This is a genomic window from Stenotrophomonas sp. YJH_SMC_19, assembly GCF_059367915.1.
Genome location: NZ_JCAFRI010000017.1, coordinates 37,843 through 57,091, shown reverse-complemented (window position 1 = coordinate 57,091; position 19,249 = coordinate 37,843). Strand labels below are relative to the sequence as shown.

24 protein-coding genes and 1 riboswitch are annotated in these 19,249 nt (G+C 66.5%); of the genes, 12 read left to right on the top strand and 12 right to left on the bottom strand.

Features of this window, described 5'->3' with window-relative positions:
- The first annotated feature begins 82 nt into the window (after positions 1–82).
- A riboswitch (TPP riboswitch) is annotated at positions 83–178 on the top strand.
- A 70-nt stretch (positions 179–248) separates the two neighbouring features.
- Together AC5P5R_RS16450 and pnuC are read left to right on the top strand one after the other, a co-directional pair.
- A complete protein-coding gene (locus AC5P5R_RS16450; protein ID WP_100438979.1) occupies positions 249–2,438 on the top strand; it encodes a TonB-dependent receptor in 2,190 nt (729 codons plus the stop codon).
- 8 nt (positions 2,439–2,446) lie between these two features.
- Positions 2,447–3,016: a nicotinamide riboside transporter PnuC gene (gene pnuC, locus AC5P5R_RS16445; protein ID WP_062606404.1), complete on the top strand. Its 570-nt coding sequence runs from the start codon at positions 2,447–2,449 to the stop codon at positions 3,014–3,016.
- 104 nt (positions 3,017–3,120) lie between these two features.
- On the opposite strand, the gene AC5P5R_RS16440 is transcribed toward pnuC, so the two are convergent.
- The 5 genes from AC5P5R_RS16440 to AC5P5R_RS16420 form a co-directional block, all read right to left on the bottom strand.
- Positions 3,121–3,540 carry a hypothetical protein gene (locus tag AC5P5R_RS16440; protein ID WP_065183499.1) on the bottom strand — a complete coding sequence of 140 codons (420 nt, stop codon included), beginning with the start codon at positions 3,538–3,540 and terminating at the stop codon, positions 3,121–3,123.
- Between the two features lie 180 nt (positions 3,541–3,720).
- Positions 3,721–4,695, bottom strand: coding sequence for a Dyp-type peroxidase (locus AC5P5R_RS16435; RefSeq protein WP_099472754.1), 975 nt, complete (start codon positions 4,693–4,695; stop codon positions 3,721–3,723).
- Positions 4,696–4,818: 123 nt separating this feature from the next.
- Complete coding sequence (locus tag AC5P5R_RS16430; RefSeq protein WP_099472756.1) at positions 4,819–5,187, bottom strand: VOC family protein; 369 nt, start codon at positions 5,185–5,187, stop codon at positions 4,819–4,821.
- 67 nt (positions 5,188–5,254) lie between these two features.
- A complete protein-coding gene (locus AC5P5R_RS16425) occupies positions 5,255–6,022 on the bottom strand; it encodes a helix-turn-helix transcriptional regulator (RefSeq protein ID WP_099472759.1) in 768 nt (255 codons plus the stop codon).
- Between the two features lie 121 nt (positions 6,023–6,143).
- Positions 6,144–6,719: an OmpO family porin gene (locus tag AC5P5R_RS16420; protein ID WP_005411880.1), complete on the bottom strand. Its 576-nt coding sequence runs from the start codon at positions 6,717–6,719 to the stop codon at positions 6,144–6,146.
- 206 nt (positions 6,720–6,925) lie between these two features.
- On the opposite strand from AC5P5R_RS16420, the gene AC5P5R_RS16415 reads away from it, so the two are divergent.
- The 3 genes from AC5P5R_RS16415 (at position 6,926) to AC5P5R_RS16405 (ending at position 9,213) form a co-directional block, all read left to right on the top strand.
- The gene (locus AC5P5R_RS16415; protein WP_099472760.1) at positions 6,926–7,876 is read left to right on the top strand and encodes a DUF2268 domain-containing putative Zn-dependent protease; all 951 of its coding nucleotides are present in this window, start codon (positions 6,926–6,928) and stop codon (positions 7,874–7,876) included.
- 214 nt (positions 7,877–8,090) lie between these two features.
- The gene (locus AC5P5R_RS16410; RefSeq protein WP_005407606.1) at positions 8,091–8,363 is read left to right on the top strand and encodes a hypothetical protein; all 273 of its coding nucleotides are present in this window, start codon (positions 8,091–8,093) and stop codon (positions 8,361–8,363) included.
- 157 nt (positions 8,364–8,520) lie between these two features.
- Positions 8,521–9,213 carry a L,D-transpeptidase family protein gene (locus AC5P5R_RS16405; protein WP_049402849.1) on the top strand — a complete coding sequence of 231 codons (693 nt, stop codon included), beginning with the start codon at positions 8,521–8,523 and terminating at the stop codon, positions 9,211–9,213.
- A 34-nt stretch (positions 9,214–9,247) separates the two neighbouring features.
- Here the strand turns inward: AC5P5R_RS16405 and arsH are convergent, their stop codons facing one another.
- The gene (gene arsH, locus AC5P5R_RS16400; protein ID WP_100438980.1) at positions 9,248–9,976 is read right to left on the bottom strand and encodes an arsenical resistance protein ArsH; all 729 of its coding nucleotides are present in this window, start codon (positions 9,974–9,976) and stop codon (positions 9,248–9,250) included.
- Positions 9,977–9,993: 17 nt separating this feature from the next.
- On the opposite strand from arsH, the gene AC5P5R_RS16395 reads away from it, so the two are divergent.
- From AC5P5R_RS16395 to AC5P5R_RS16380, 4 genes are all read left to right on the top strand, one after another.
- Entirely contained in the window at positions 9,994–10,323 is a 330-nt protein-coding gene (locus AC5P5R_RS16395; protein WP_024957759.1) for an ArsR/SmtB family transcription factor, read from the top strand.
- A 37-nt stretch (positions 10,324–10,360) separates the two neighbouring features.
- Positions 10,361–10,864, top strand: a complete 504-nt coding sequence (locus AC5P5R_RS16390) for an arsenate reductase ArsC (RefSeq protein WP_012478747.1) — start codon at positions 10,361–10,363, stop codon at positions 10,862–10,864.
- A gap of 8 nt (positions 10,865–10,872) precedes the next feature.
- Positions 10,873–11,904: an ACR3 family arsenite efflux transporter gene (gene arsB / locus AC5P5R_RS16385; protein WP_076738909.1), complete on the top strand. Its 1,032-nt coding sequence runs from the start codon at positions 10,873–10,875 to the stop codon at positions 11,902–11,904.
- 481 nt (positions 11,905–12,385) lie between these two features.
- Positions 12,386–12,760 (top strand): hypothetical protein, encoded by a 375-nt coding sequence (locus AC5P5R_RS16380; RefSeq protein ID WP_099485225.1) that lies wholly within the window; start codon positions 12,386–12,388, stop codon positions 12,758–12,760.
- Between the two features lie 60 nt (positions 12,761–12,820).
- Here AC5P5R_RS16380 and AC5P5R_RS16375 read toward each other — a convergent pair whose 3' ends face one another.
- The gene (locus AC5P5R_RS16375) at positions 12,821–13,495 is read right to left on the bottom strand and encodes an Ivy family c-type lysozyme inhibitor (RefSeq protein ID WP_100438981.1); all 675 of its coding nucleotides are present in this window, start codon (positions 13,493–13,495) and stop codon (positions 12,821–12,823) included.
- A 136-nt stretch (positions 13,496–13,631) separates the two neighbouring features.
- Between AC5P5R_RS16375 and AC5P5R_RS16370 the strand changes: the two genes are divergently transcribed.
- The gene (locus AC5P5R_RS16370; protein WP_043034939.1) at positions 13,632–14,087 is read left to right on the top strand and encodes a YybH family protein; all 456 of its coding nucleotides are present in this window, start codon (positions 13,632–13,634) and stop codon (positions 14,085–14,087) included.
- Positions 14,088–14,236: 149 nt separating this feature from the next.
- Here the strand turns inward: AC5P5R_RS16370 and AC5P5R_RS16365 are convergent, their stop codons facing one another.
- The 5 genes from AC5P5R_RS16365 to AC5P5R_RS16345 form a co-directional block, all read right to left on the bottom strand.
- Positions 14,237–15,262, bottom strand: a complete 1,026-nt coding sequence (locus tag AC5P5R_RS16365; RefSeq protein WP_005407597.1) for an NAD(P)H-dependent glycerol-3-phosphate dehydrogenase — start codon at positions 15,260–15,262, stop codon at positions 14,237–14,239.
- A gap of 20 nt (positions 15,263–15,282) precedes the next feature.
- The gene (gene secB / locus AC5P5R_RS16360) at positions 15,283–15,801 is read right to left on the bottom strand and encodes a protein-export chaperone SecB (protein ID WP_005407596.1); all 519 of its coding nucleotides are present in this window, start codon (positions 15,799–15,801) and stop codon (positions 15,283–15,285) included.
- Between the two features lie 99 nt (positions 15,802–15,900).
- Positions 15,901–16,338: a rhodanese-like domain-containing protein gene (locus tag AC5P5R_RS16355; RefSeq protein ID WP_088430951.1), complete on the bottom strand. Its 438-nt coding sequence runs from the start codon at positions 16,336–16,338 to the stop codon at positions 15,901–15,903.
- 57 nt (positions 16,339–16,395) lie between these two features.
- Positions 16,396–16,821 carry a hypothetical protein gene (locus AC5P5R_RS16350; RefSeq protein ID WP_005407594.1) on the bottom strand — a complete coding sequence of 142 codons (426 nt, stop codon included), beginning with the start codon at positions 16,819–16,821 and terminating at the stop codon, positions 16,396–16,398.
- Between the two features lie 32 nt (positions 16,822–16,853).
- Positions 16,854–17,321, bottom strand: coding sequence for a YiiD C-terminal domain-containing protein (locus AC5P5R_RS16345; RefSeq protein ID WP_088430953.1), 468 nt, complete (start codon positions 17,319–17,321; stop codon positions 16,854–16,856).
- Between the two features lie 35 nt (positions 17,322–17,356).
- Here AC5P5R_RS16345 and AC5P5R_RS16340 point away from each other — a divergent pair, with 35 nt between their 5' ends.
- Positions 17,357–18,166, top strand: coding sequence for a uroporphyrinogen-III synthase (locus tag AC5P5R_RS16340; RefSeq protein WP_076738908.1), 810 nt, complete (start codon positions 17,357–17,359; stop codon positions 18,164–18,166).
- 104 nt (positions 18,167–18,270) lie between these two features.
- Positions 18,271–19,248 (top strand): uroporphyrinogen-III C-methyltransferase, encoded by a 978-nt coding sequence (locus AC5P5R_RS16335; protein ID WP_024957767.1) that lies wholly within the window; start codon positions 18,271–18,273, stop codon positions 19,246–19,248.
- The last annotated feature ends 1 nt before the right edge of the window (position 19,249 follow it).

Sequence of the window (19,249 nt, the reverse complement as noted above, 5' to 3'; positions counted from 1 at the left end):
AAAGGGATCTGACCCCGCAGCCTGGACCCCGCAGCCTGAAGGACGTCGGCTCGCAAATCCGTACCATTTGTAGTGAAATGGTCACCTGAAGCGGGGGTGCCTGGATCTGCCAGGCTGAGAGAGTCCCTTGGAACCTGATCCGGTTTGCACCGGCGTAGGGAGCTTTGAGCCGCAGCCACACCCCCATCATGGGCCGGTGCACCTGCGCGCCGTCGCTTCGTCTCCCTTGTTGTCCGAAGACGAACCGAATGAACCGCTGCCTGCGCCCCACCCTGCTCTCCCTCGCCCTCTGCGCCGCGCTGCCGCTGCACGCCAGCGAGGCCGAGGCGTCCCCTGATGCGGCTGCCGCCGGCGCCGAGCGCTCGCCCACCGAACTGGCGGCGGTACGCGTGCAGGCCGGCAAACCGAAGGCCGATACCTCACGCGTGAACGCCTTCGGTGGCGGCAGCTGGAAGGACACGCCGGCCTCGGTGAACGTGCTCGAGCGCGATTACCTCGACCGCCGCCAGGTGCGTTCGCTGTCCGAGCTGGCCAGCAACGATGCCTCGCTGGGTGATGCGTATGCGCCGGTGGGTTACTACCAGAACATCGCCATCCGTGGCTTCGCGCTGGACGCGGCCACCGGCTACCGCTTCAACGGCCTGTCCATCGCCGGCGAACAGCGCCTGGCGCTGGAGAACGTGCAGTCGGTGGAGATCCTCAAGGGTGAAGCCGGCCTGGCCGCAGGCGTGATGGCGCCGGGCGGCATCATCAACTACATCGGCAAGCGCCCGGCCGAAGTGCGCACCGCCACGCTCGGTACCGATTCGGAAGGCTCGCGCTACGTCGCCGTCGATGTCGGCCACTGGATCACCCCGCGTTTCGGCCTGCGCCTGAATGCCGCCTGGGATTCCAGCAATTCCTACGTCGAGCACGCCGATGGCCGCCGTAACTTCTACTCGCTGGCCGCCGACTGGCTGATCGGCGAGCGCGGCAAGCTGGAAGTGGATGCCAACTACCAGACCAGCTCGCAGCGTTCGGTGTCCGGCTACCAGCTGCTGGGCGCACGCGACCTGCCGCGTGGCATCGACCGCGAGCACCTGCTCGGCTACCAGCCGTGGCAGCGCCCGGTGGACATCGCCAGCACCAACATCACCGCGCTGCATACCTACGACTTCAACGAGGCCTGGCAGTCGCGCGTTTCGGTCGGCCACAGCCGCTCGGTCATCGATGACAACGTCGCCTTCGCCTATGGCTGCTACTACGCCGTGCAGTGCGCCGATGGCAGCGTGCCGGGCAACTACTTCGCGCCCAATGGCGACTACGACGTCTACGACTACCGCAGCCCGGATGACACCCGCCGCAACCAGCAGGCCCGTGCCGAGCTGCGTGGCCGCTTCGAGACCGGCAGCGTCGGCCATGAGCTGACCGTCGGTGCCGACTACTTCCGCCGCACCGTGGACAAGCGCCCGAGCGTCAACGAGTACGTCGGCACCAGCAACATCCACGAAGCACCGGTGCCGGTGTTCGCGCCGTCGCCGAAGATGCCGGGCCCGTCCGCACGTCGCCTGGACAGCCGCCAGACCGCGTTCTTCGCGCTGGACCGGATCAGCTTCGGCGATGACTGGCAGTGGCTGGCCGGTGGCCGCTTCGTGCGCCTGGACGAGCGTGCCTACGACAAGCGTGGCACCCCGCAGCGGCACAGCCGCCTGTCGCGCTTCCTGCCGCAGACTGCGGTGGTGTGGAAGGCCACCGACCAGCTCAACGCCTATGCCAGCTACGTGCGCGGCATTTCGCTGGGCCAGGAAGCGCCGTTCTGGACCAGCAACGCCGACACCTTCCTGCCGTCGGTGCAGTCGCGGCAGCTGGAAGTGGGCGTGAAGTACGTGCCGGTCGAGGCGCTGACCCTGGGCGCGGCGGTGTTCCGCATTTCGCAGCCGTACCAGTACGCCAAGCCCGACAACAGCGACGTCGGCTACACCTTCGTCGAGGAAGGCACCCAAACCCACACCGGCCTGGAGCTGACCGCCAACGGCCAGCTGACCGACGCGCTGCAGATCGTGGCCAGCGCCAGCGTGCTGCAGGCGCGCGCGCGCGACACCGGTACCCCGGCCTATGAAGGCCATCAGCTGGTGAACGTGCCGAAGGTGCGCGCCAGCGTGCACGTAGCCTACGCGCTGCCGTTCGTGCAGGGCCTGGACGTGACCGGCGGCTGGCGCTATGCCAGTGCCAACGTGGCCCGCGCCGACGGTGGCGTGCGCGCACCCGACTATTCAGTGTTCGACGCTGGCCTGCGTTTCCAGCATCGCCTGCGTGAGCGCGCAGTGACCTGGAACCTGTCGGTGGACAACGTGTTCAACCGCTTCTACTGGCGCGATACCGGCAGCAGCGGCGGTGACTACTACCTGTTCCCCGGCGCACCGCGACAGGCCCGCCTGTCGGTGACGTTCGCGCTGTGAGCGGCGTGATGCTCGAGTGGACCGCCGCACTGTGCAGCATCCTCGGCGTCTGGCTGATGGCCCGGCGCCGGCTGGCGGCGTGGCCGGTGGGCCTGCTGTCGGTGGCGCTGTATGGCCTGGTGTTCGCCGAGGCCAAGCTGTACTCGGACACCCTGCTGCAGATCGCCTTCGGTGGTTTCCTGGTCTATGGCTGGCTCAACTGGCGGCAGCATGCCGCCGATGAAGGCAGCATCCGCATCGTGCCGCTGGCACGCGGCATGCTGCTGCGCGACCTGGCCATCGGCCTGTGCGGTGGCGTGGTGCTGGGTGCAGCCATGCACAGCTTCACCGACGCTGCCCTGCCGTGGTTGGATGCGCTGCTGACCGGTCTGAGCCTGGTCGGGCAATGGTGGCAGGCCCGCCGCCACGTGGCCTGCTGGTGGGTGTGGATCGCAGTGGACGTGGTCTATGTGGGTGCGTACCTGTTCAAGTCGCTGCACGTGACCGCCGCGCTGTACGTGTTCTTCCTCGGCCTGGCCGTGTTCGGCCTGCGCGCATGGAGCGCCGCCGCTCGCGAGCCACAGGTGGCAACGCAGTAGAGCCACGCCATGCGTGGCTGGGCCACTGGTAGTCGCCAACCTTGGTTGGCGTGCGTGCCGACCAAGGTCGGCATCTACCCAGAACATCCACGCATGGCGTGGATCTACTTCGGCTCCAGCACCAGGCCCAGCCGCAGCGGCTGGCGCATGTCGGCTGGCGGAGCCGCCTGCAACGGTGCGGCCTGCAGCGTCGCACGCAGGTCAGCATCGACCTGGGCATCACCCAGGCTGTCGAATTCCAGCTTCGAGATGCGGCCATCCGCCGCGATCCACACGCTCACCGGTAGCGGCGTCGGTGCGTCCGGATGTGCCTGCAGCCATTCCAGCACGCGCTGCGCCTGCGGGTCCTGCTCCTGCTGCAGGCGCTGCTGCAGCTGCCCCCCCACGGCGGCGGCATAGGCCATCCAGTGTGCAGGAGCTTCCTGCGCGGACACCCCGGCGCTACCCAGTGCCAGCGCACCGAACAACCCGGCCAGTGGCCGCCACCAGCGGCGTGCACCGGTTGTGTTCCTTGCCATCGCCATCGCCCGCCCCTGCGCTCTCATCCAACCGCTGATGGTCGGCGCGGTAGATGACAGACAGATGGCGGTACAGTAGAGCCACGCCATGCGTGGCTGCTACGGGCAACGTGCGCACCATCCACGCGTGGCGTGGATCTACTGGAACAGAGCGGCCAGTAGCATGCGCAAGGACGAGAGCCGCGATCAGTCGCCCAGGTCGGCCAGCACCTTGCGCGAGGGCGCGAAGAAGGTCACGCCGGTGGTGGCGGTGGAGAAATCAAGGATGCGGTCATGCAGCGGTGCGGGATTGCCGATGAACATGCGCTCGAGCATCTTCTCGATCACCCACAGGCGGCGCGTGTAGCCGATGAAGTAGGTGCCGTACTCGCCGCGACCCGGCTTGGCGAACGGCATGTTGTCGCGCAGGATCTCGTGCTCGCCGTCGGCATCCTCGATGGTGCACAGCGTCTTGTGCGACTTCTGCGCATCGGCCGGCGCATCGTCCAGCTCGATGTTGTCGTGCTTGGTACGACCGATGATTGCTTCCTGCGCCTCGGTCTTCTGCGCGCGCCAGGCATCGAGGTTGTGCAGGTACTTCTGCACCACCACGTAACTGCCGCCGGCATGTTCCGGATCCTCTTCACCCACGATGGTGGCTTCCGGCAGTGACAGCCCTTCCGGGTTGGCGGTGCCGTCGACGAAATCGAGCAGGTCGCGGCCATCGAAATAGCGGAAGCCGGCCACGTCATCGACCGTCTCCACCGCATCGCCAAAGGCCATCAGCAGGTTGCGCTCGAACGCCACGATCAGATCCATCGTGCGTGCACGGATGTGGTACAGCAGGTCGCCCGGCGTGGACACAGCGGTATGGGTCGCGCCCTTGATCTCGCGGAACGGCTGCAGCTCACGCGGTGGCGTGGTGCCTACCAGCGGCTTCCACACGCGGTGGCCGATGGCCACGTTGCAGGTGAAGGTGCGTTCGATCTCGCGGATGGCGGTGTTCTTGATCAGGTCGTCGGTGCTGGCCAGCACCTCGCGTGCCTTGGCGATCGACGCCTCGTCATCCTTCACCTTCAGCACCAGGAACGCCGCCGAATGGGTCAGTGGCGCGGTGATCTGCTGCGGCTCGTTGTCGAGCGTGTGGTTGACGGCGGTGATCGGTGCGGGCTGGGAGTTCACGGCGGTTCCTGCTGGCTTGAGGCGGACGCATCGCGTGTGGCGATGTGCGGGCGATCATAGCGGAACCGCCTGACCGGGGACGGAGCGGTTCTCGTTCCGTCCACCGACGAAGCTACGAAGGCCTCAGTCCACATCACTCCAGACCGCCAGTTCGTAGCCATCCAGATCGCGGAAGTGGAAGCGGCGACCACCGGGGAAGGCGAACACCGCCTGCACCACCTCGCCACCGGCGGCCACTACGCGTTGCTGCGCATCGGCCAGGTCCGCGCAGTAGAGGATCACCAGCGGTCCTCCCTGGGCGCGCAACGGCGCGTCAGACACGAAGCCACCTTTCAGGCGGCCATCGTCGAACTCGGTGTAGGCCGGTCCATAGTCGGTGAAGCGCCAACCGAACACCTCGCCGTAGAAGCGCTTGCTGCGGGCGACGTCGGCGACGTTGAATTCGATGTTGTCGATGCGGCGTTCGGCATCGTGGGGTGCGGCAGGATTCATGGCGTGGCTCCGTGGTGGGAGCCCAGCATCGATCAATGCAGCACCGTGGTCTTGAACAAAACGGCCATCATTGCCCCCACTCCAGGCGCAGCTCGCTGGCGGTCATGCCCGCCAGTTCGCGCGCCTCGCGGCTGAGATGGGCCTGGTCGGCATAGCCGGCATCAGCAGCCAGCATCGCCAACGAATGCTGTGGCAGCGCGCGGCTCTGGCGCAGGAAACGTTGCAGCCGCAGGATCCGCTCCAGCGTCTTGGCGCCGTAGCCGAACTGCGACTGGCTGAAACGCCGCAGGCTGCGCGGGCTCAGGCCCAGGTGCGCCGCCAGCGTATCCAGCGTGGCGTGACCCGCGGCGAGCGCCTGGAACAGGACATGGCCGCGCTGCGCCGGCGTACCCAGCGCGGCCGCACCCATGTGCTGTTGCAGGCAGTGCGCCATTCGCTGCAGGCGCTGTGCAGGCGCGGTGTCGCCGATGGAGGCCGCCGCCTTGTTCGCCCACGCGCCCTTCAGGTCGGCCAGTGGCACGGCCTGGCCGATGATCCCGGCCAAGGGCAGGCCCAGCGCGGCCAATGCCTGGCCGGGACGGAAGCGTGCGCCCAGCACCTGCGCACCGGGTGCCAGCGCCGGGTGCGCGGCCACGCGGTCCGGGCCGACGACGAACAGCGCACCGTCGCGCCAGAGGATATCCACGCAGCCATCGGGCAATACGGTGATGTGCCCATCGGCATCGGCAGGAAGCTGGCTCTGCCACAGCTGGCCAAAGTGGCCGCGCAGCGGCGCAGGCGCCAGATGCTCCTGGTAGGTCGTGCCGGTGCCTGCAAGAGAGGAAGGGTCGCCCATGCCGCATTGTGGCGCCACGGGGCCCATAAAAGTGAAGCCCGGCGCGAGGCCGGGCTTCGGTTGGCGTGTGGGAGAGAGAGAGTCACACGCCAGCACAACACGCACTAACGACAGGCGTTTGTTACCAGGTGAAGCGCGGGCCCACGAACCACTCGCGGTCGCCGGCCTTGGCCAGCTTCACTTCGCCACTCAGGCCCCAGTTCTGGTTGAACTTGGCGGTGGCGCCGACACGGCCATAGAACTCGCCGTCCGGGTTGATGCCGTGCTTCTTGGTGTAGTCCTCGTAGCCGGCCATCACGTAGCCTTCCACGTACGGGTTGAACGCGGTGCGCACGCCAACTTCGGTCGAGTAGCCGTTGAAGTCCAGGCCATGCTTCATGTCGAACTTCTGGTACGCAACGCGAGCCACCAGGTCGGTGTTCGGTGCGATGCCGTAGTTGTAGCCGGCGCCGATGCGCCACTGGTCGACGTCATTCTTGAACTTGTCGGTCTCCTGCGCGCTGTAGTCGCCGAAGATGTGGAAGTTCGGGTGCACCGCCACCGAACCCTTCACCTTCCAGCCATCGGCGTCGCCGCCCTTGGCATCGGTGTTCACGTAGCCGCCTTCAACATAGTTGTACGACAGGCCATCGGTTGCCGATGCAGCGAACGGCAGAGCAGCCAGAAGACCCAGGGCGAGCAGCGAATTCTTGTTCATCGGGACACACCTTTAATTATTTTGGTTTCGTCGGCCGCCTCCCGGGAGGGGGAGAGAGAAGAGGCGGTCGACAGGTGTGAATTATCCGTTAGGGGGTCTAATCAACCCTGAATATTGAACTGACTGGTGTATAAATAAGGCTGGCGTTCAGGGAACTCCGCATGGGACCGCTGTCGGCTTCTTACGCGCACCACGCTCGATGCGTGATGCGGGCACTGATCCTGATCGCCTCGCCGGTTGCGCTACTGCAGGCACAGGCCGCTGAGCGCATCGTTTCTGCCAGGCACATCGTCGTACAGACAGACGATGTCACGCGCTTCTTCAAGGTGCTGGACGCCAACCAAGGGCGCCCAAGCGCCGATGATCTGCAACACGGCTATCTGGATGCGGGTACGGATGCCCTGCGCAGCTTCACCGACCGCCGTATCGGCTCGATGGAGCGGCTGGCCAGGGCCATCCAGGACAAGCCGGCATTGTTTGCGAAAGCGAGAACCTGCGCGACCGCATTGCCATCGATCCGCACGCGCGTCGCCGCTGCCGTCGATCGACTTGGCGCCCTGTTGCCGTCTGCGCGCTTTCCCCCGGTCACCGTACTGGTGGGCCGCGGCAACAGTGGTGGCGTGACTACCGAAGCAGGTGTGGTCATCGGACTGGAAGCACTGTGCAACGCCGACTGGATGCAGACCGATGTAGGTGACCGCTTCGTGCATCTGATCGCGCATGAGTATGTGCACGTGCAACAGCCCGGTGCACGCGTGGACATCGAGCAGCCCACCCTGCTCTATCAGACCCTGCTGGAAGGGGGCGCCGAATACGTGGCCGAACGGAGCTCCGGGCAACCGGCCAACGCGCATCTGCAGCGTTGGACACAGGGTCGCGAGTGTGCGCTGGAGCGCGCGTTCCTGCAGGACAGCATGGGTACCGATCTTTCAAGGTGGCTGTACAACGGTCCCGGCGACGATGCGCGCCGCGGAGATCTCGGCTACTGGATCGGCTACCGCATCGCCCATGCCTATGTTGCGCGCGCGGCCGACACGCGCAGCGGCGTCGCCGAACTGCTGGATGTCCAGCCTGGGAACGCTGCAGCGCTGCTCGAAGCAAGTGGATGGCAACCTGCGTGCGGAGCAGGCGGAAGCACGCAGACGCGCATGCCGTGATGCCGGCTTCATGCAGGTGAATGGGTAACGTTTAACAGGCACAAGGCGCTCCGCCGATGCAGATCAGTTCGCTTGATCCCGCTTGTTAAGGTTTGTTGGTCTACAGGCCTTCACAGCCCATCCACGTACTCAAATTCCAGCTGAAAGCACGGGCTGGCGCCGGGAACAAACGCCGCTATATTCCAGCTTCCCCAGACGAAGGAGGGAGTTGGAAATGAAACTGACCAAGCAGCACATCAACGCAGCACGCGCCATCACCGTCGCCATCGTGGCCACCGTAAGCCTCGGCGCTTGCGCCACCTACAAGGACGAGTTCGCAACCATCAACTCGCGCCTCGATCAGCTCGACGTAAAGGTGCAGGGCGCTGCCCAGAGTGCCGAGTCCGCCAACCAGTCGGCGCAGCAGGCCAACCAGCGTCTGGACCAGATCGAAGGCCGCGTACAGCAGCTTGAAAGGGCACCGGCCGGTCGCAAGCCGCGCGGCTGATAGCTCCCTCATCCTTTGAATTGATCCACCTCTGTATCGGGAACCAGTGGCCTTCGCCGGCCACTGGCATCCTTCCACCCAGGATTGCATTGCAAGGAGCCGTCCCATTCGTACCTCCTCCTCCCCTGCACGCCGCGCCCTCCATGCCGCACTGGCGATGGCACTGGCCGTTGCGTGTAGCGGCGCAGCCAGCGCCAAGGGCAAGGACAAGGAAGCCCCTGAACAGCGAATTGCCGCCGTTGATGAACTTCCACCCGACCAGAGCGTGTCCGAAACAGTGATCGAGCTGGCCGGCTGGGTGGTTGCCAGCAAGGACAACCAGGGCTACCCGTTCGCAATCATGGACAAGGCCGCCGCGCAGGTCCTGATCTTCGGCGGCGACGGTAAGCTGCGCGGCGCGGCACCGGCGCTGTTCGGTTCGGCCATCGGTGATCACTCGGCCCCTGGTGTTGCCAAGCTCGCACTGAGCGCGATTCCCGGCCATGACCGCACCACCCCTGCCGGCCGTTTCATTGGTGGCTACGGCCCCTCCGACGATGCCGGGCGCGTGCTGTGGGTGGACTACGATTCCGCCGTCTCGATGCACCCGCTGCCGCCAGGCACCCCGAAAGAGAAACGCGCCCAGCGGCTGGCAACGCCGACGCCGGACGACAACCGCGTCACCCACGGCTGCATCAACGTCTCGCCCGCGTTCTACGAGCAGATCGTGCAGTCCACGTTCGAGAAGGGCGGTGTGTTCTACATCCTGCCGGACAAGGATTCGATCGCGAAGACGTTCCCGGAGTTCGCGCAGAGCCGTGGCGATGCAAAGGACGAAGACGAGAAAGGCGCGCGGCGCGCAAGCAAGTAGAAGTGGGTAGTGGAAAGCGTTTGCGTACCGGAAGTCAGGAAGCCGCAGCGCCCGCCGCCCGCGCCAATGCAGCGGCATGCGCATCGCCCTTCCTCTCGCTGTAACGGTCCACCAGGTAGTCCGTCCTGCCACGCGTCAGCAGCGTGAACTTCACCAGCTCTTCCATCACATCCACCACCCGATCGTAGTACGGCGAGGGTTTCATCCGGCCGTCGTCATCGAATTCCTGCCAGGCCTTGGCCACTGACGACTGGTTGGGGATGGTCAGCATGCGCATCCAACGGCCGAGCACACGCAACGTGTTGACCGTATTGAACGACTGCGAGCCGCCACTCACCTGCAGCAGCGCCAGCGTCCTGCCCTGCGTGGGCCGCACGCTGCCATCTTCCAGCGGCAACCAGTCGATCTGGTTCTTGAACACGCCGGTGACCGTGCCATGCCGCTCGGGGCTGACCCAGACCTGGCCTTCCGACCACTGCGACCATTCGCGCAGTCGCTGCACTTCAGGGTGGTGCGGGTGCACGCTGTCCAGCATGGGCAGCGCATGCGGATCGAACACGCGGGTCTCGCACCCCAGGTGACGCAGCAATCGCTCGGTTTCCAGCGCCAGCTTGCGACTGAACGACTGCGGCCGAAGCGAGCCGTAGAGCAGGAGGATGCGTGGCGGTCCCGGATCTGCCGCGGCGAGCTGGTGGTGATCGGGCTGGGGCAGCGAGGCGTCTACCAGATTCGGTAGATGGGGGCTTGTGATGGGCTTATTCATTCGATTATTCTAGAAATATGGAAACGTTGAATGCAATTGCTGCCCTGACTGCCCTGGGCCATGCCACCCGCCTGGCTGCCTTCCGCTTGCTGGTGGAGGCTGGCCCGGCAGGTCGCATGGCGGGCGACATCGCCACGGCCCTGCAGGTGCCCCCAGCCACGCTCAGCTTCCACCTGAAGGAGCTGGTGCAGGCCGGCCTGGTGGAGAGCGAAAGCCAGGGTCGCCATGTCTGCTACCGCGCCAACTTCGATGCGATGAACGGCTTGATCGAGTACCTGACGCACAACTGCTGCGCGGGCTCGCCAACCGAGCAATGCATGCCCACGGCGCCCGCCTGCAAGGGCTGACCCCACACAGATCCTCTCCTCTCAAGGCAATTGCTCCATGACCCGCAATGTCCTGTTCCTCTGCACCGGCAACAGCGCCCGCAGCGTGCTTGCCGAAGCCACCCTGCGTGCATGGGGCGGTGATCGCTTCAGCGCATTCAGTGCGGGCAGCCAGCCCAATGGCCAGATCAACCCCTTCGCGCTGGCCCAGTTGCAGGCCGAAGGAATGCCCATTGAAGGGCTGCGCAGCAAGTCGTGGGATGAGTTCGTGGATGCAGCACCGATGGATCTGGTGATCACCGTGTGTGATGCAGCCGCAGCGGAAGCCTGCCCTGTGGTGTTCGGTGACTTCGTCCGCAGCCACTGGGGCCTGCCCGATCCGGCCGCCGTGGCAGGCAGCGATGCCGACAAGACCGCAGCCTTCGCGCTGGCTCATGCCATCGTGAAGGCGCGACTGCGTGCATTGCTCGCCTTGCCTGACTCATTGTGGTCCGACCGCGAAGCGCTGCAGCACGCGCTGGATCAGATTGGACAGTTGCAGCCGACCGACAGCATGCCGTGACTTCCCGCATGAATCTGTTCGAACGCCACCTGACGCTTTGGGTCGGGCTTTGCATTGCGGTCGGCACGCTGCTGGGCCACTTCCTACCCGGTGCTTTCGCGGTGCTGGCGTCCGCCGAAGTCGCCAAGGTCAACCTGCCGGTTGCCGCGCTGATCTGGCTGATGATCATCCCGATGCTGCTGAAGGTCGACTTCCGCGCGATGCGCCAGTTGCAGCAACACTGGAAGGGCATCGGGGTAACACTGTTCATCAACTGGGCGGTCAAGCCGTTCTCGATGGCGCTGCTGGGCTGGCTGTTCCTGCGCCATGCCTTCGCGGACTGGCTGCCCGCAGCACAGATCGACAGCTACATCGCCGGTTTGATCCTGCTGGCGGCCGCGCCCTGCACTGCCATGGTGTTCGTCTGGAGCAACCTGTGCCGCGGCGATGCCAACTTCACCCTGAGCCAGGTGGCGTTGAACGACGCGATCATGGTGGTCGCATACGCACCGGTGGTGGCGCTGTTGCTGGGCCTGTCAGCGATCACTGTGCCGTGGGACACGCTGCTGTTGTCGGTGGGTCTCTACATTGTGGTGCCCGTGCTGGTGGCCGCCCTGCTGCGGCACTGGATCCTTTCGCGCAGCGGCGAGGCGGGCCTGCAGCGTGCGCTTCGAAGGCTGGGACCGCTGTCCCTGTCAGCGCTGCTGCTGACGCTGGTGGTGCTGTTCGGGTTCCAGGGCCAGCAGATCGTGAAGCAACCGCTGGTGATTGCGTTGATTGCAGTGCCGATCCTGATCCAGGTCTACTTCACTTCAGGCCTGGCCTACCTGCTCAACCGCCGCTTGGGCGTGGCGCATTGCGTGGCCGGCCCGTCAGCGCTGATCGGGGCCAGCAACTTCTTCGAGCTGGCTGTGGCCACAGCGGTGGGACTGTTCGGCGTGCACTCGGGAGCGGCGCTGGCCACCGTGGTGGGTGTGCTGATCGAGGTACCGGTCATGCTGTCCGTGGTGCGGATCGTGAACCGTACACAAGCCTGGTACGAGAGACGCGAAGAGCACTGACAGATCAAAGTGTGTGGGAATCGATTTACGTTCTTCGCCCCGCACTGTCGTCATCGACTTGGTGGGGTGCCCGTACGCCACGTCATCAACTTCGACCCATGTCGCATATTCCCCATGCCGCTACGGCCGTTGCGGCGCCTGCGTCTGCGACAGCTTAACAGCGTGCAAAAATGCCAGAAGCGTCTTTGATCAAGCGTTGAATGCAACTGTTCTGATTGGCACCGCGCAGCAGCACGCGTACAGATGACGTGCCATCGAAAAAGGATGGCCGGGCTTCGAAAACCCGTGCGCTTGTTTGACAACGCTTGCCCGCCGGCGTCACCCCTCGTGGCGCCGGCGGGCAATCCGTCTGCCGGCTATGGCGGGCGGAGCGTGGAGGCCCTGTGCCTGCCGGTTTCAACAAGCGCCCGGTTTTCGAGCCACGTCTCCGCCCGCCACCTTTGCGTGGCGGCTGCCGTCTGTCCTGCACGGAGCCTTTGCCATGAGCACCCCCGAATCCTCCCGACTACGCGCGCAGTACGTGCCCGCCAACGCGGACGCGCCTTCGGAAGCACCGCACCCGCACGATCCGCACGGTTTCATCGCCACCCTCGACCGCATTAGCAAGGGCGCCGCCGCCGACGGCCAGCCCTGGCCGGAACGTCATCAGATGCCCGGCCGCCGCGTGGCCTTGGCCGACGCGGACTGCGCATTGACCGGCCTGCGCGTGGCGCTGGAAATGCTGCTGGCTGCCGAGCGCGTGCGCCAGAACGGACCCGACGAGGAGTACGTGGGCGACCGGGTGATGGAGGGCCTGATGATGGTCAGTCTGTCGCTGACAGCACAGGTCAGCGCACGCATGCGGCCGGAAGGGTGATACGGGGAACAACGCTCACTGCAACGCCGGGCACGGCCCGGCGCTGCGGCGCGCGCCACATCACTCGCAGAGTGCGCTGTCTTCCTTCAACGCGGCATCCTGCAGTGGCTGGCGCTGTTCGATCTGCGCACGTTGTTCCGCCGTCGGCTCGCCCAGCCACCATACACGGCAGCGCGCGGTAAGACGGCCAACCATCTTCGACTGATCGGGCGAATACAGCATCGCCAACGCGGTGCCGGGGCAGTCGTGGGCCTGGCAGGCGGTATAGAACCACCACGGCTCACCCTGCAGCACTACCAGTTCGCCAGGACCGCTGGGCCCGCTCAACAGGCGTTCGCGCAGCGATGGAATCTCCTTGTCAGCGGATTCGGCTGCGGCCGTGTTCTTCATCAGGGCGTTGAACGCGGCCAGCACCTTCGGATCCTTGCGGCCGCAGTCGTCCACAGTATTGCCGCCCACCAGGGTGAAGAAATGCGTCGCCAGCGGGTTGTCCGCGCAGGTGAGTTCCCCGCCGGCGCTCGGGTCTTCCGGTTCGCCTTCGTTGTCCCACACCGAGGGGTCCACACCGTCTTCGGCGGACGGTTCCTTCTCGACCACCGTCGCTACGGCGGCCGGTGCTTCGGTGGTCGGCGCTGGCGCCACAGCAGGTGCAGTCTCGCCAGTCTTTTCCGGTGCCTGTCCGCAGGCTGCCAGCAGCGCGGCCATCATCGCCATCCCTGTGATTCGCATCTTCATTCCGTGTCCTTGTCTGATCTGCGCTGCATCCACCAAATCGGCGGCCGCGTGATTCTAACCAGCGGCGCGCTAGGATGCGTCTGAAGCCTTCCCATCATCGCCAGGGCCTGGACGCATGCGCCGCACACGACTCGCCATGATCTTCTGCAGTGCCCTGCTGATGGCATCGCCGGCAATTGCCCACGATGCCGAAGGCGCGAAGCCCGCACAGCCGCTTCCCGATATCGCGCTGCCCGCACCGCTGGACCGTGTACTGCGCGACTACGAGCAGGCGTGGCGCACGGGTGATGCCAAGGCATTGGGTGCGCTGTTCGCCGAGGATGGCTTTGTGCTGCAGAGCAACCAGCCGCCGGTGCGCGGCCGCAGTGCGATCGAGGCCGCGTATGCCGGCCAGGGCAGCAGTCCGTTGCGGCTGCGTGCCTTGGCGTATGCGGTGGAGGGGAATACGGGCTACATCATTGGTGCGTACAGCTACGGCAACAACGTGGGCGATACCGGCAAGTTCACGCTCACGTTGAAGCGCGTGGGGGATGGGCCGTGGCTGATCTTTTCGGACATGGACAACACCAGCGCGCCGCCGCGGGCGCGGTGATCGGCGTTGCAGTAGATCCACGCCATGCGTGGATATGCAGGGCGCGTGATGCCAAGCAAGCTTGGCACCCACCAAAGCCTGTCTCCCGTCCGGCACCCGCGTGTACTCCCTGATGAAAAAACCCCGGCACGTAGCCGGGGTTTTTCGATTCACTTGAACAGCGTGTCCGGGTATTCCGGTTTCTGTTCCCGCGCCAGCAATGCGCGCAGGCCTTCTTCCGGCGTCTGCTCACCGTGCAGCACGGCACGCACGCGGTCGGAGATCGGCAGGTCGATGCCATGGCGGCGCGCCTGTCGCATCACTTCGTCGGCGGTCTGCACCGATTCGACCACCTGGCCGATTTCGCGCACGGCGTCCTGCAGCGTCTGGCCACGGCCCAGGGCCAGGCCCAGGCGGCGGTTGCGCGACAGGTCGCCGGTACAGGTCAGAACCAGATCGCCCAGGCCCGCCAGGCCCATCAGCGTTTCCGGCTTGGCACCGATGGCAGCGGCCAGACGCAGCATCTCGTTGAGGCCGCGCGTGATCAGGCCGGCACGGGCGTTGAGGCCCAGCTGCATGCCATCGGCCACGCCGGTGGCCACGGCCAGCACGTTCTTCATCGCGCCGCCCAGCTCGGCACCGACCATGTCGTCGCCGGTGTAGGCGCGGAACGCCGGGCCATGCATCGCCTCGGCCACCGTCTGCGCGAACTCGGGCACGTCGCCGTGCACCGTGATCGCGGTCGGCAGGCCCTGGGTGACTTCCTTGGCGAACGACGGCCCGGTGACGACGGCCAGCGGCACGTCCTCACCCAGCACTTCGCGCGCCACTTCATGCAGGAAGCGGCCCGAACCGGGTTCGAAGCCCTTGGTGGCCCAGGCCACGCCGGCACCGGCCGGGCGCAGCGGCGCCAGCGCACGCACGGTTTCGCCGAAGGCATGCGAGGGGGTCACCACCAGGATCCAGGCCGCGCCCTCCACCGCCGACGCCAGGTCGGTGGTGGCACGCAGGCTGTCCGGCAGCGGGATGCCCGGCAGGTAACGCGGGTTCTCGTGGCGCTGGTCGATGGCTTCGACCACGGCAGCATCGCGCCCCCACAGCACGGTCGGATGACCGTGCCGTGCGAGCAGGCTGGCCAGCGCGGTTCCCCAGGAACCGGCGCCAAGCACGGCGATCTTGTCAGCGGTAGTGCTCATCCGTGACGTCGCGGCAGGAATCAGGCGTTGCCAGCCGGCTCGGAGTCAGCCAGCGACGGTGCGTCGCCCTGCTCCTGGCGCTGGCGCAGGGTTTCTGCGTACAGGCCTTCGAAGTTGATCGGCTGCAGGAAGAACGGCGGGAAGCCGCCGGCCTGGATCAGGTCGCTGATCAGCTGGCGCACGTACGGGAACAGGATATTCGGGCACTGGGTGCCGAGCAGCACGTCGATCGACTGCGGGTCCAGGCCGACCAGGCCGAACACGCCGGCCTGCTTCACTTCGGCCACGTAGGCGGTGCGCTCACCGGCCTGGCAGGTCAGGGTCACGGCCAGCACGACTTCGAAGGCGTTCTCACCCAGGCGCTGCACCTGCTGGTTCAGGTTCAGCTGCAGCTCCGGCTGCACCTGGTCATTGAAGATGGTCGGGGCGTTCGGCGACTCGAAGGAGACGTCCTTGACGTAGATCTTCTCGACGGTGAAAGCGGGGCCGGTGGCGGCATCGACCGGCGCAGCAGCGCCGTTGGTGATCTCTTCGGACATTTCCAGTAACTCCAATGAATGCAATGAAAACGATGGTCGAATTACTGCGATGGGGGCGGGATCAGGCCCATACAAGGCCGGATCCGCCACCTGCGGCAATCAGTTGCGGCCCTTGACCAGCGGCAGCTCGGCCTGCTGCCAGGCGGGAATGCCGCCCTCGAGCACGTAGACCTTCTCGAAGCCGGCCTTCTTCAGCGCCTTGGCGGCGGTTTCCGAGGCATTGCCGCTGCGGCACACCAGCACCACCGGCGACTGCTTGGCGTTGGCCACCAGCTTGTGGTCCGGGCCGAAGGCACTGGCCTGGGCGTTGCGGCTGCCGGCAATGTGGCCCTTCTCGAAGTCACCGCTGGCCGACAGGTCGACCACCACCGTGCCGCCCGCGTTCATCAGCTGGGTCAGTTCGGCGGGCTTGATGCCCTTGAAGCCCCGGAACAGGCGGCGGATCTCGGTGACGATGATGGCCACGGTCAGGCCGACCAGGGCCGCGGACAGCATCGGGTTTCGGCCTGCAAAGGCCAGCAACTCTTCGTAATTCACTCAGGTCACGGGTCGATTAAGCGGGCGCCGATTGTCGCACAAGCCGGACGCGGCCCGTCACTGCCCCTTCCACAGGTCCGGCAGGCCGGCGGTCTGCCACCAGCGCTTGGCCTCCGGATCCCAGCGCCAGCGCTCGACCACCATCACGGTGCGTTCGGCCTGGGTGTTCTGGTTGATCACCCCGATTTCGACCCGGCGCTCGACCAGGCCGCCTTCCAGCGCCGCGCTGCTGCGCTCGCGGTAGGACGACACGCGCAGCTGCGCGTAGCGGTTGAGCTCGAACTCGGTGGGCGGCTTTTCCTTGCGCAGCTTGGGGTCCAGATAGCCGATGGCATCGTCCATGCTGCCCCAGCGGATGGTGGCGCCGTAGGCGATCTGGGTCTCTTCCAGCAGCTTGCGCTGCTTGCGGCTCAGGTCGTCGGCCGAAGCCACGGCGCTGACCAGCAGCAGGGAACACATCAGGAACTGGATGAGGCGGCGCATCGGTGGTTTCCCCAGAACGTCAGCCTGCCATCCTACCCTTTGGCGAAGGCAACAAAGCGACCGCTGAACTCGGCGGCAGGCTTGCCATCGACACCGGGCTGGGTGGCGATGATGCTGATGCGGGCCTTGCGGCGCTGGCGGAAGGTGTTCAGGAAGGCGTCCCAGCCGGTGGCCTCGGCCGCTTCGGCGTGGGCGTGCAGGTCTTCGTAGACCGGGGCCAGGTAGCGCAGGTTGCTGTCGGCCACGTAGACCTCGGCATCGTGGCCGGCCAGGCGCAGGCGCAGGCTGACCAGCGCCCAGCCGGACAGGGTCAGCACCGAGGCCAGGCTGCCACCGAAGGCGTTGCCCTTGTCGTTGACGTTGGCGGCCAGCGGCGCGGTGATGCGCAGCACGCCGTCGGCATAGCCGTCGAGCTGGATCTGCATGGCGCGCACCGCCGGCATGCAGTCCAGCACGTCCTGCAGGGCGGCCAGCGAGGAAGTCAGAGCATCAACGGACATCGGAGCAGAGACCACGACAACGAAGGGCCCGCATAATGCAGGCAATGGCCGACCATACGATACCCACTGGCGCCGCCGGTTCCGAGCCGGGCTGGACCTTCATTTCGCTGCGACCGCAGGGCCAGAATTCCGCACTGCGCCGCGCCGTTGCTGGGCTGGGCGGGCATGTGGTGGCCCTGCCACCCTGGCGCCTGCAGCGCTTGAACGGCATGCCAGTGGTGCGTCAGCTGCAACGCGCGCTGAACTGCGATCGGGTGGTGTTCACCAGCCCGGCCGCCGTGACCGCGGCCGCCACCCTGCTGCCACTGGCCGAGGCGCAACGCAGCCCGTGGCTGACCGTGGGCGAAGGCACCGCGCGCGCACTGCGGGCGCAGGGCGTCGGCGAGGTGCATGCACCGCAGCGGATGGACAGCGAGGGCCTGCTGGCGCTGCCGGTGCTGGCCGAGGCGCGGGGCCTGCGCATCGGACTGGTCACCGCGCCCGGCGGACGCGGGCTGATTGCTGCACACCTGCAGGCCGCAGGCGCCACGATCGAACGTGCCGATGTCTACCAGCGCCGCCTGCTGCGCCTGTCGCCCCGCACGCTGGTTCGATTGGCGCATTCAGCGCAGCCGTGGGTGTTGGCGGCGAGCAGTGGTGAGGCGTTGCTGCATTTCTGGCAGCAGCTTCCGCCGGCATTGCAGCAACGCCTGCAGACCCAGGCCACCGTCGTCGTGGCCAGCGAACGGCTGGGCGATCAGGCGCATGCACTGGGGCTGCAGCGCGTGGTGCGCGCGGCCGGGCCCACCACGGCACAGCTGGTGGCCGCTGCACACGCCACGCTCACCGTCCCGGCAGCGACCTGAACAGGGACGTGGGTCACGCTTGCCGCTGTGGTCGGCAACAGTGATGCTGTGCACAACGCGGCCTGCCGGATCCTGACCGGCGACGTTGCCGACAAGGAAGCCCTATGAACGAGACTCCGCCCGTTTCCCCGCCCCGTCGCCCCGCGCGCTGGCTGCTGCCGCTGGCCGGGGTGGTCGTGCTTGGCGTGGGCGGCTATGCCGGCTGGTACGTCTGGCAGCAGCAACAGCACGAACAGGAAGCGCAGGCACAGACCATGGCCGTGCAGCTGCAGGGCCTGGAGGCGACGCTGGATGCACTGCGCCGCGACCAGCGCGCGACCAGCCAGCGCCTGCAGGATGCGGCGACCACCAACCGCGTGCTGCGCGACGAGATGCTGGGCCTTTCGCAGCGCAGTGCGCTGCTGGAAGAGAACCTGGCCAAGCTGGCCGACAGCGCCAACCAAGGCCGCCAGGCGGTACAGCGCGATGAGGCCGAACTGCTGCTGACCCAGGCGGCGCAGCGGCTGAATTATGCCGACGACGTGGAAGGCGCGCGCCGCCTGTATGCACAGGCCGCCACCGCGCTGGCCGATCTGCCCGACAGCGATGGCCTGAACCTGCGCCAGGCATTGGTGCAGGAGCGCGATGCACTCGATGCGCTGGGCGCCGGCCCGCGCGTGCGGTCGCTGCAGCGGCTGGATGCCTTGGCCAGGGCACTGCAGGGGCTGCCGTCGCAGGTGACCGGCAACGCTGCGACCGACACCGCAAAACCGTGGTGGCAATCGACGCTGGCCCCGTTCGTGGACATCACCCCGAGCCGCCAGAATGGCCCGCTGACCGCCGCCGAACGTCGCAATGCCGACGACGCCCTGCAGCTGGAACTGACCCTGGCGCGCGCCGCGATCGAACGCGGCGACCGCACGGGCCGCGATACCGCACTGGAACGCGTGGAGCACTGGGCACAGCGGCGTTGGCCGGATTCACCGGCCCTGCGCGCGCAACGTGCTGAACTGAAGGCCTTGCGCGAGCTTCCGCTGCAGGCCAGCAACACCGTGCTTGGCAGCACCCTGCAGCAACTGCGCACCCAGACCGACCGGAGGTAGT

Excerpts from the sequence above, each read along its gene's own strand:
- AC5P5R_RS16450 (WP_100438979.1), top strand. The coding sequence starts at position 249 with ATGAACCGCTGCCTGCGCCCCACCCTGCTCTCCCTCGCCCTCTGCGCC.
- pnuC (WP_062606404.1), top strand. The coding sequence starts at position 2,447 with ATGCTCGAGTGGACCGCCGCACTGTGCAGCATCCTCGGCGTCTGGCTG.
- AC5P5R_RS16440 (WP_065183499.1), bottom strand. The coding sequence starts at position 3,540 with ATGGCGATGGCAAGGAACACAACCGGTGCACGCCGCTGGTGGCGGCCA.
- AC5P5R_RS16430 (WP_099472756.1), bottom strand. The coding sequence starts at position 5,187 with ATGAATCCTGCCGCACCCCACGATGCCGAACGCCGCATCGACAACATC.
- AC5P5R_RS16425 (WP_099472759.1), bottom strand. The coding sequence starts at position 6,022 with ATGGGCGACCCTTCCTCTCTTGCAGGCACCGGCACGACCTACCAGGAG.
- AC5P5R_RS16420 (WP_005411880.1), bottom strand. The coding sequence starts at position 6,719 with ATGAACAAGAATTCGCTGCTCGCCCTGGGTCTTCTGGCTGCTCTGCCG.
- AC5P5R_RS16415 (WP_099472760.1), top strand. The coding sequence starts at position 6,926 with ATGCGGGCACTGATCCTGATCGCCTCGCCGGTTGCGCTACTGCAGGCA.
- AC5P5R_RS16410 (WP_005407606.1), top strand. The coding sequence starts at position 8,091 with ATGAAACTGACCAAGCAGCACATCAACGCAGCACGCGCCATCACCGTC.
- AC5P5R_RS16405 (WP_049402849.1), top strand. The coding sequence starts at position 8,521 with ATGGCACTGGCCGTTGCGTGTAGCGGCGCAGCCAGCGCCAAGGGCAAG.
- arsH (WP_100438980.1), bottom strand. The coding sequence starts at position 9,976 with ATGAATAAGCCCATCACAAGCCCCCATCTACCGAATCTGGTAGACGCC.
- AC5P5R_RS16395 (WP_024957759.1), top strand. The coding sequence starts at position 9,994 with ATGGAAACGTTGAATGCAATTGCTGCCCTGACTGCCCTGGGCCATGCC.
- AC5P5R_RS16390 (WP_012478747.1), top strand. The coding sequence starts at position 10,361 with ATGACCCGCAATGTCCTGTTCCTCTGCACCGGCAACAGCGCCCGCAGC.
- arsB (WP_076738909.1), top strand. The coding sequence starts at position 10,873 with ATGAATCTGTTCGAACGCCACCTGACGCTTTGGGTCGGGCTTTGCATT.
- AC5P5R_RS16380 (WP_099485225.1), top strand. The coding sequence starts at position 12,386 with ATGAGCACCCCCGAATCCTCCCGACTACGCGCGCAGTACGTGCCCGCC.
- AC5P5R_RS16375 (WP_100438981.1), bottom strand. The coding sequence starts at position 13,495 with ATGAAGATGCGAATCACAGGGATGGCGATGATGGCCGCGCTGCTGGCA.
- AC5P5R_RS16370 (WP_043034939.1), top strand. The coding sequence starts at position 13,632 with ATGATCTTCTGCAGTGCCCTGCTGATGGCATCGCCGGCAATTGCCCAC.
- AC5P5R_RS16365 (WP_005407597.1), bottom strand. The coding sequence starts at position 15,262 with ATGAGCACTACCGCTGACAAGATCGCCGTGCTTGGCGCCGGTTCCTGG.
- secB (WP_005407596.1), bottom strand. The coding sequence starts at position 15,801 with ATGTCCGAAGAGATCACCAACGGCGCTGCTGCGCCGGTCGATGCCGCC.
- AC5P5R_RS16350 (WP_005407594.1), bottom strand. The coding sequence starts at position 16,821 with ATGCGCCGCCTCATCCAGTTCCTGATGTGTTCCCTGCTGCTGGTCAGC.
- AC5P5R_RS16345 (WP_088430953.1), bottom strand. The coding sequence starts at position 17,321 with ATGTCCGTTGATGCTCTGACTTCCTCGCTGGCCGCCCTGCAGGACGTG.
- AC5P5R_RS16340 (WP_076738908.1), top strand. The coding sequence starts at position 17,357 with ATGCAGGCAATGGCCGACCATACGATACCCACTGGCGCCGCCGGTTCC.
- AC5P5R_RS16335 (WP_024957767.1), top strand. The coding sequence starts at position 18,271 with ATGAACGAGACTCCGCCCGTTTCCCCGCCCCGTCGCCCCGCGCGCTGG.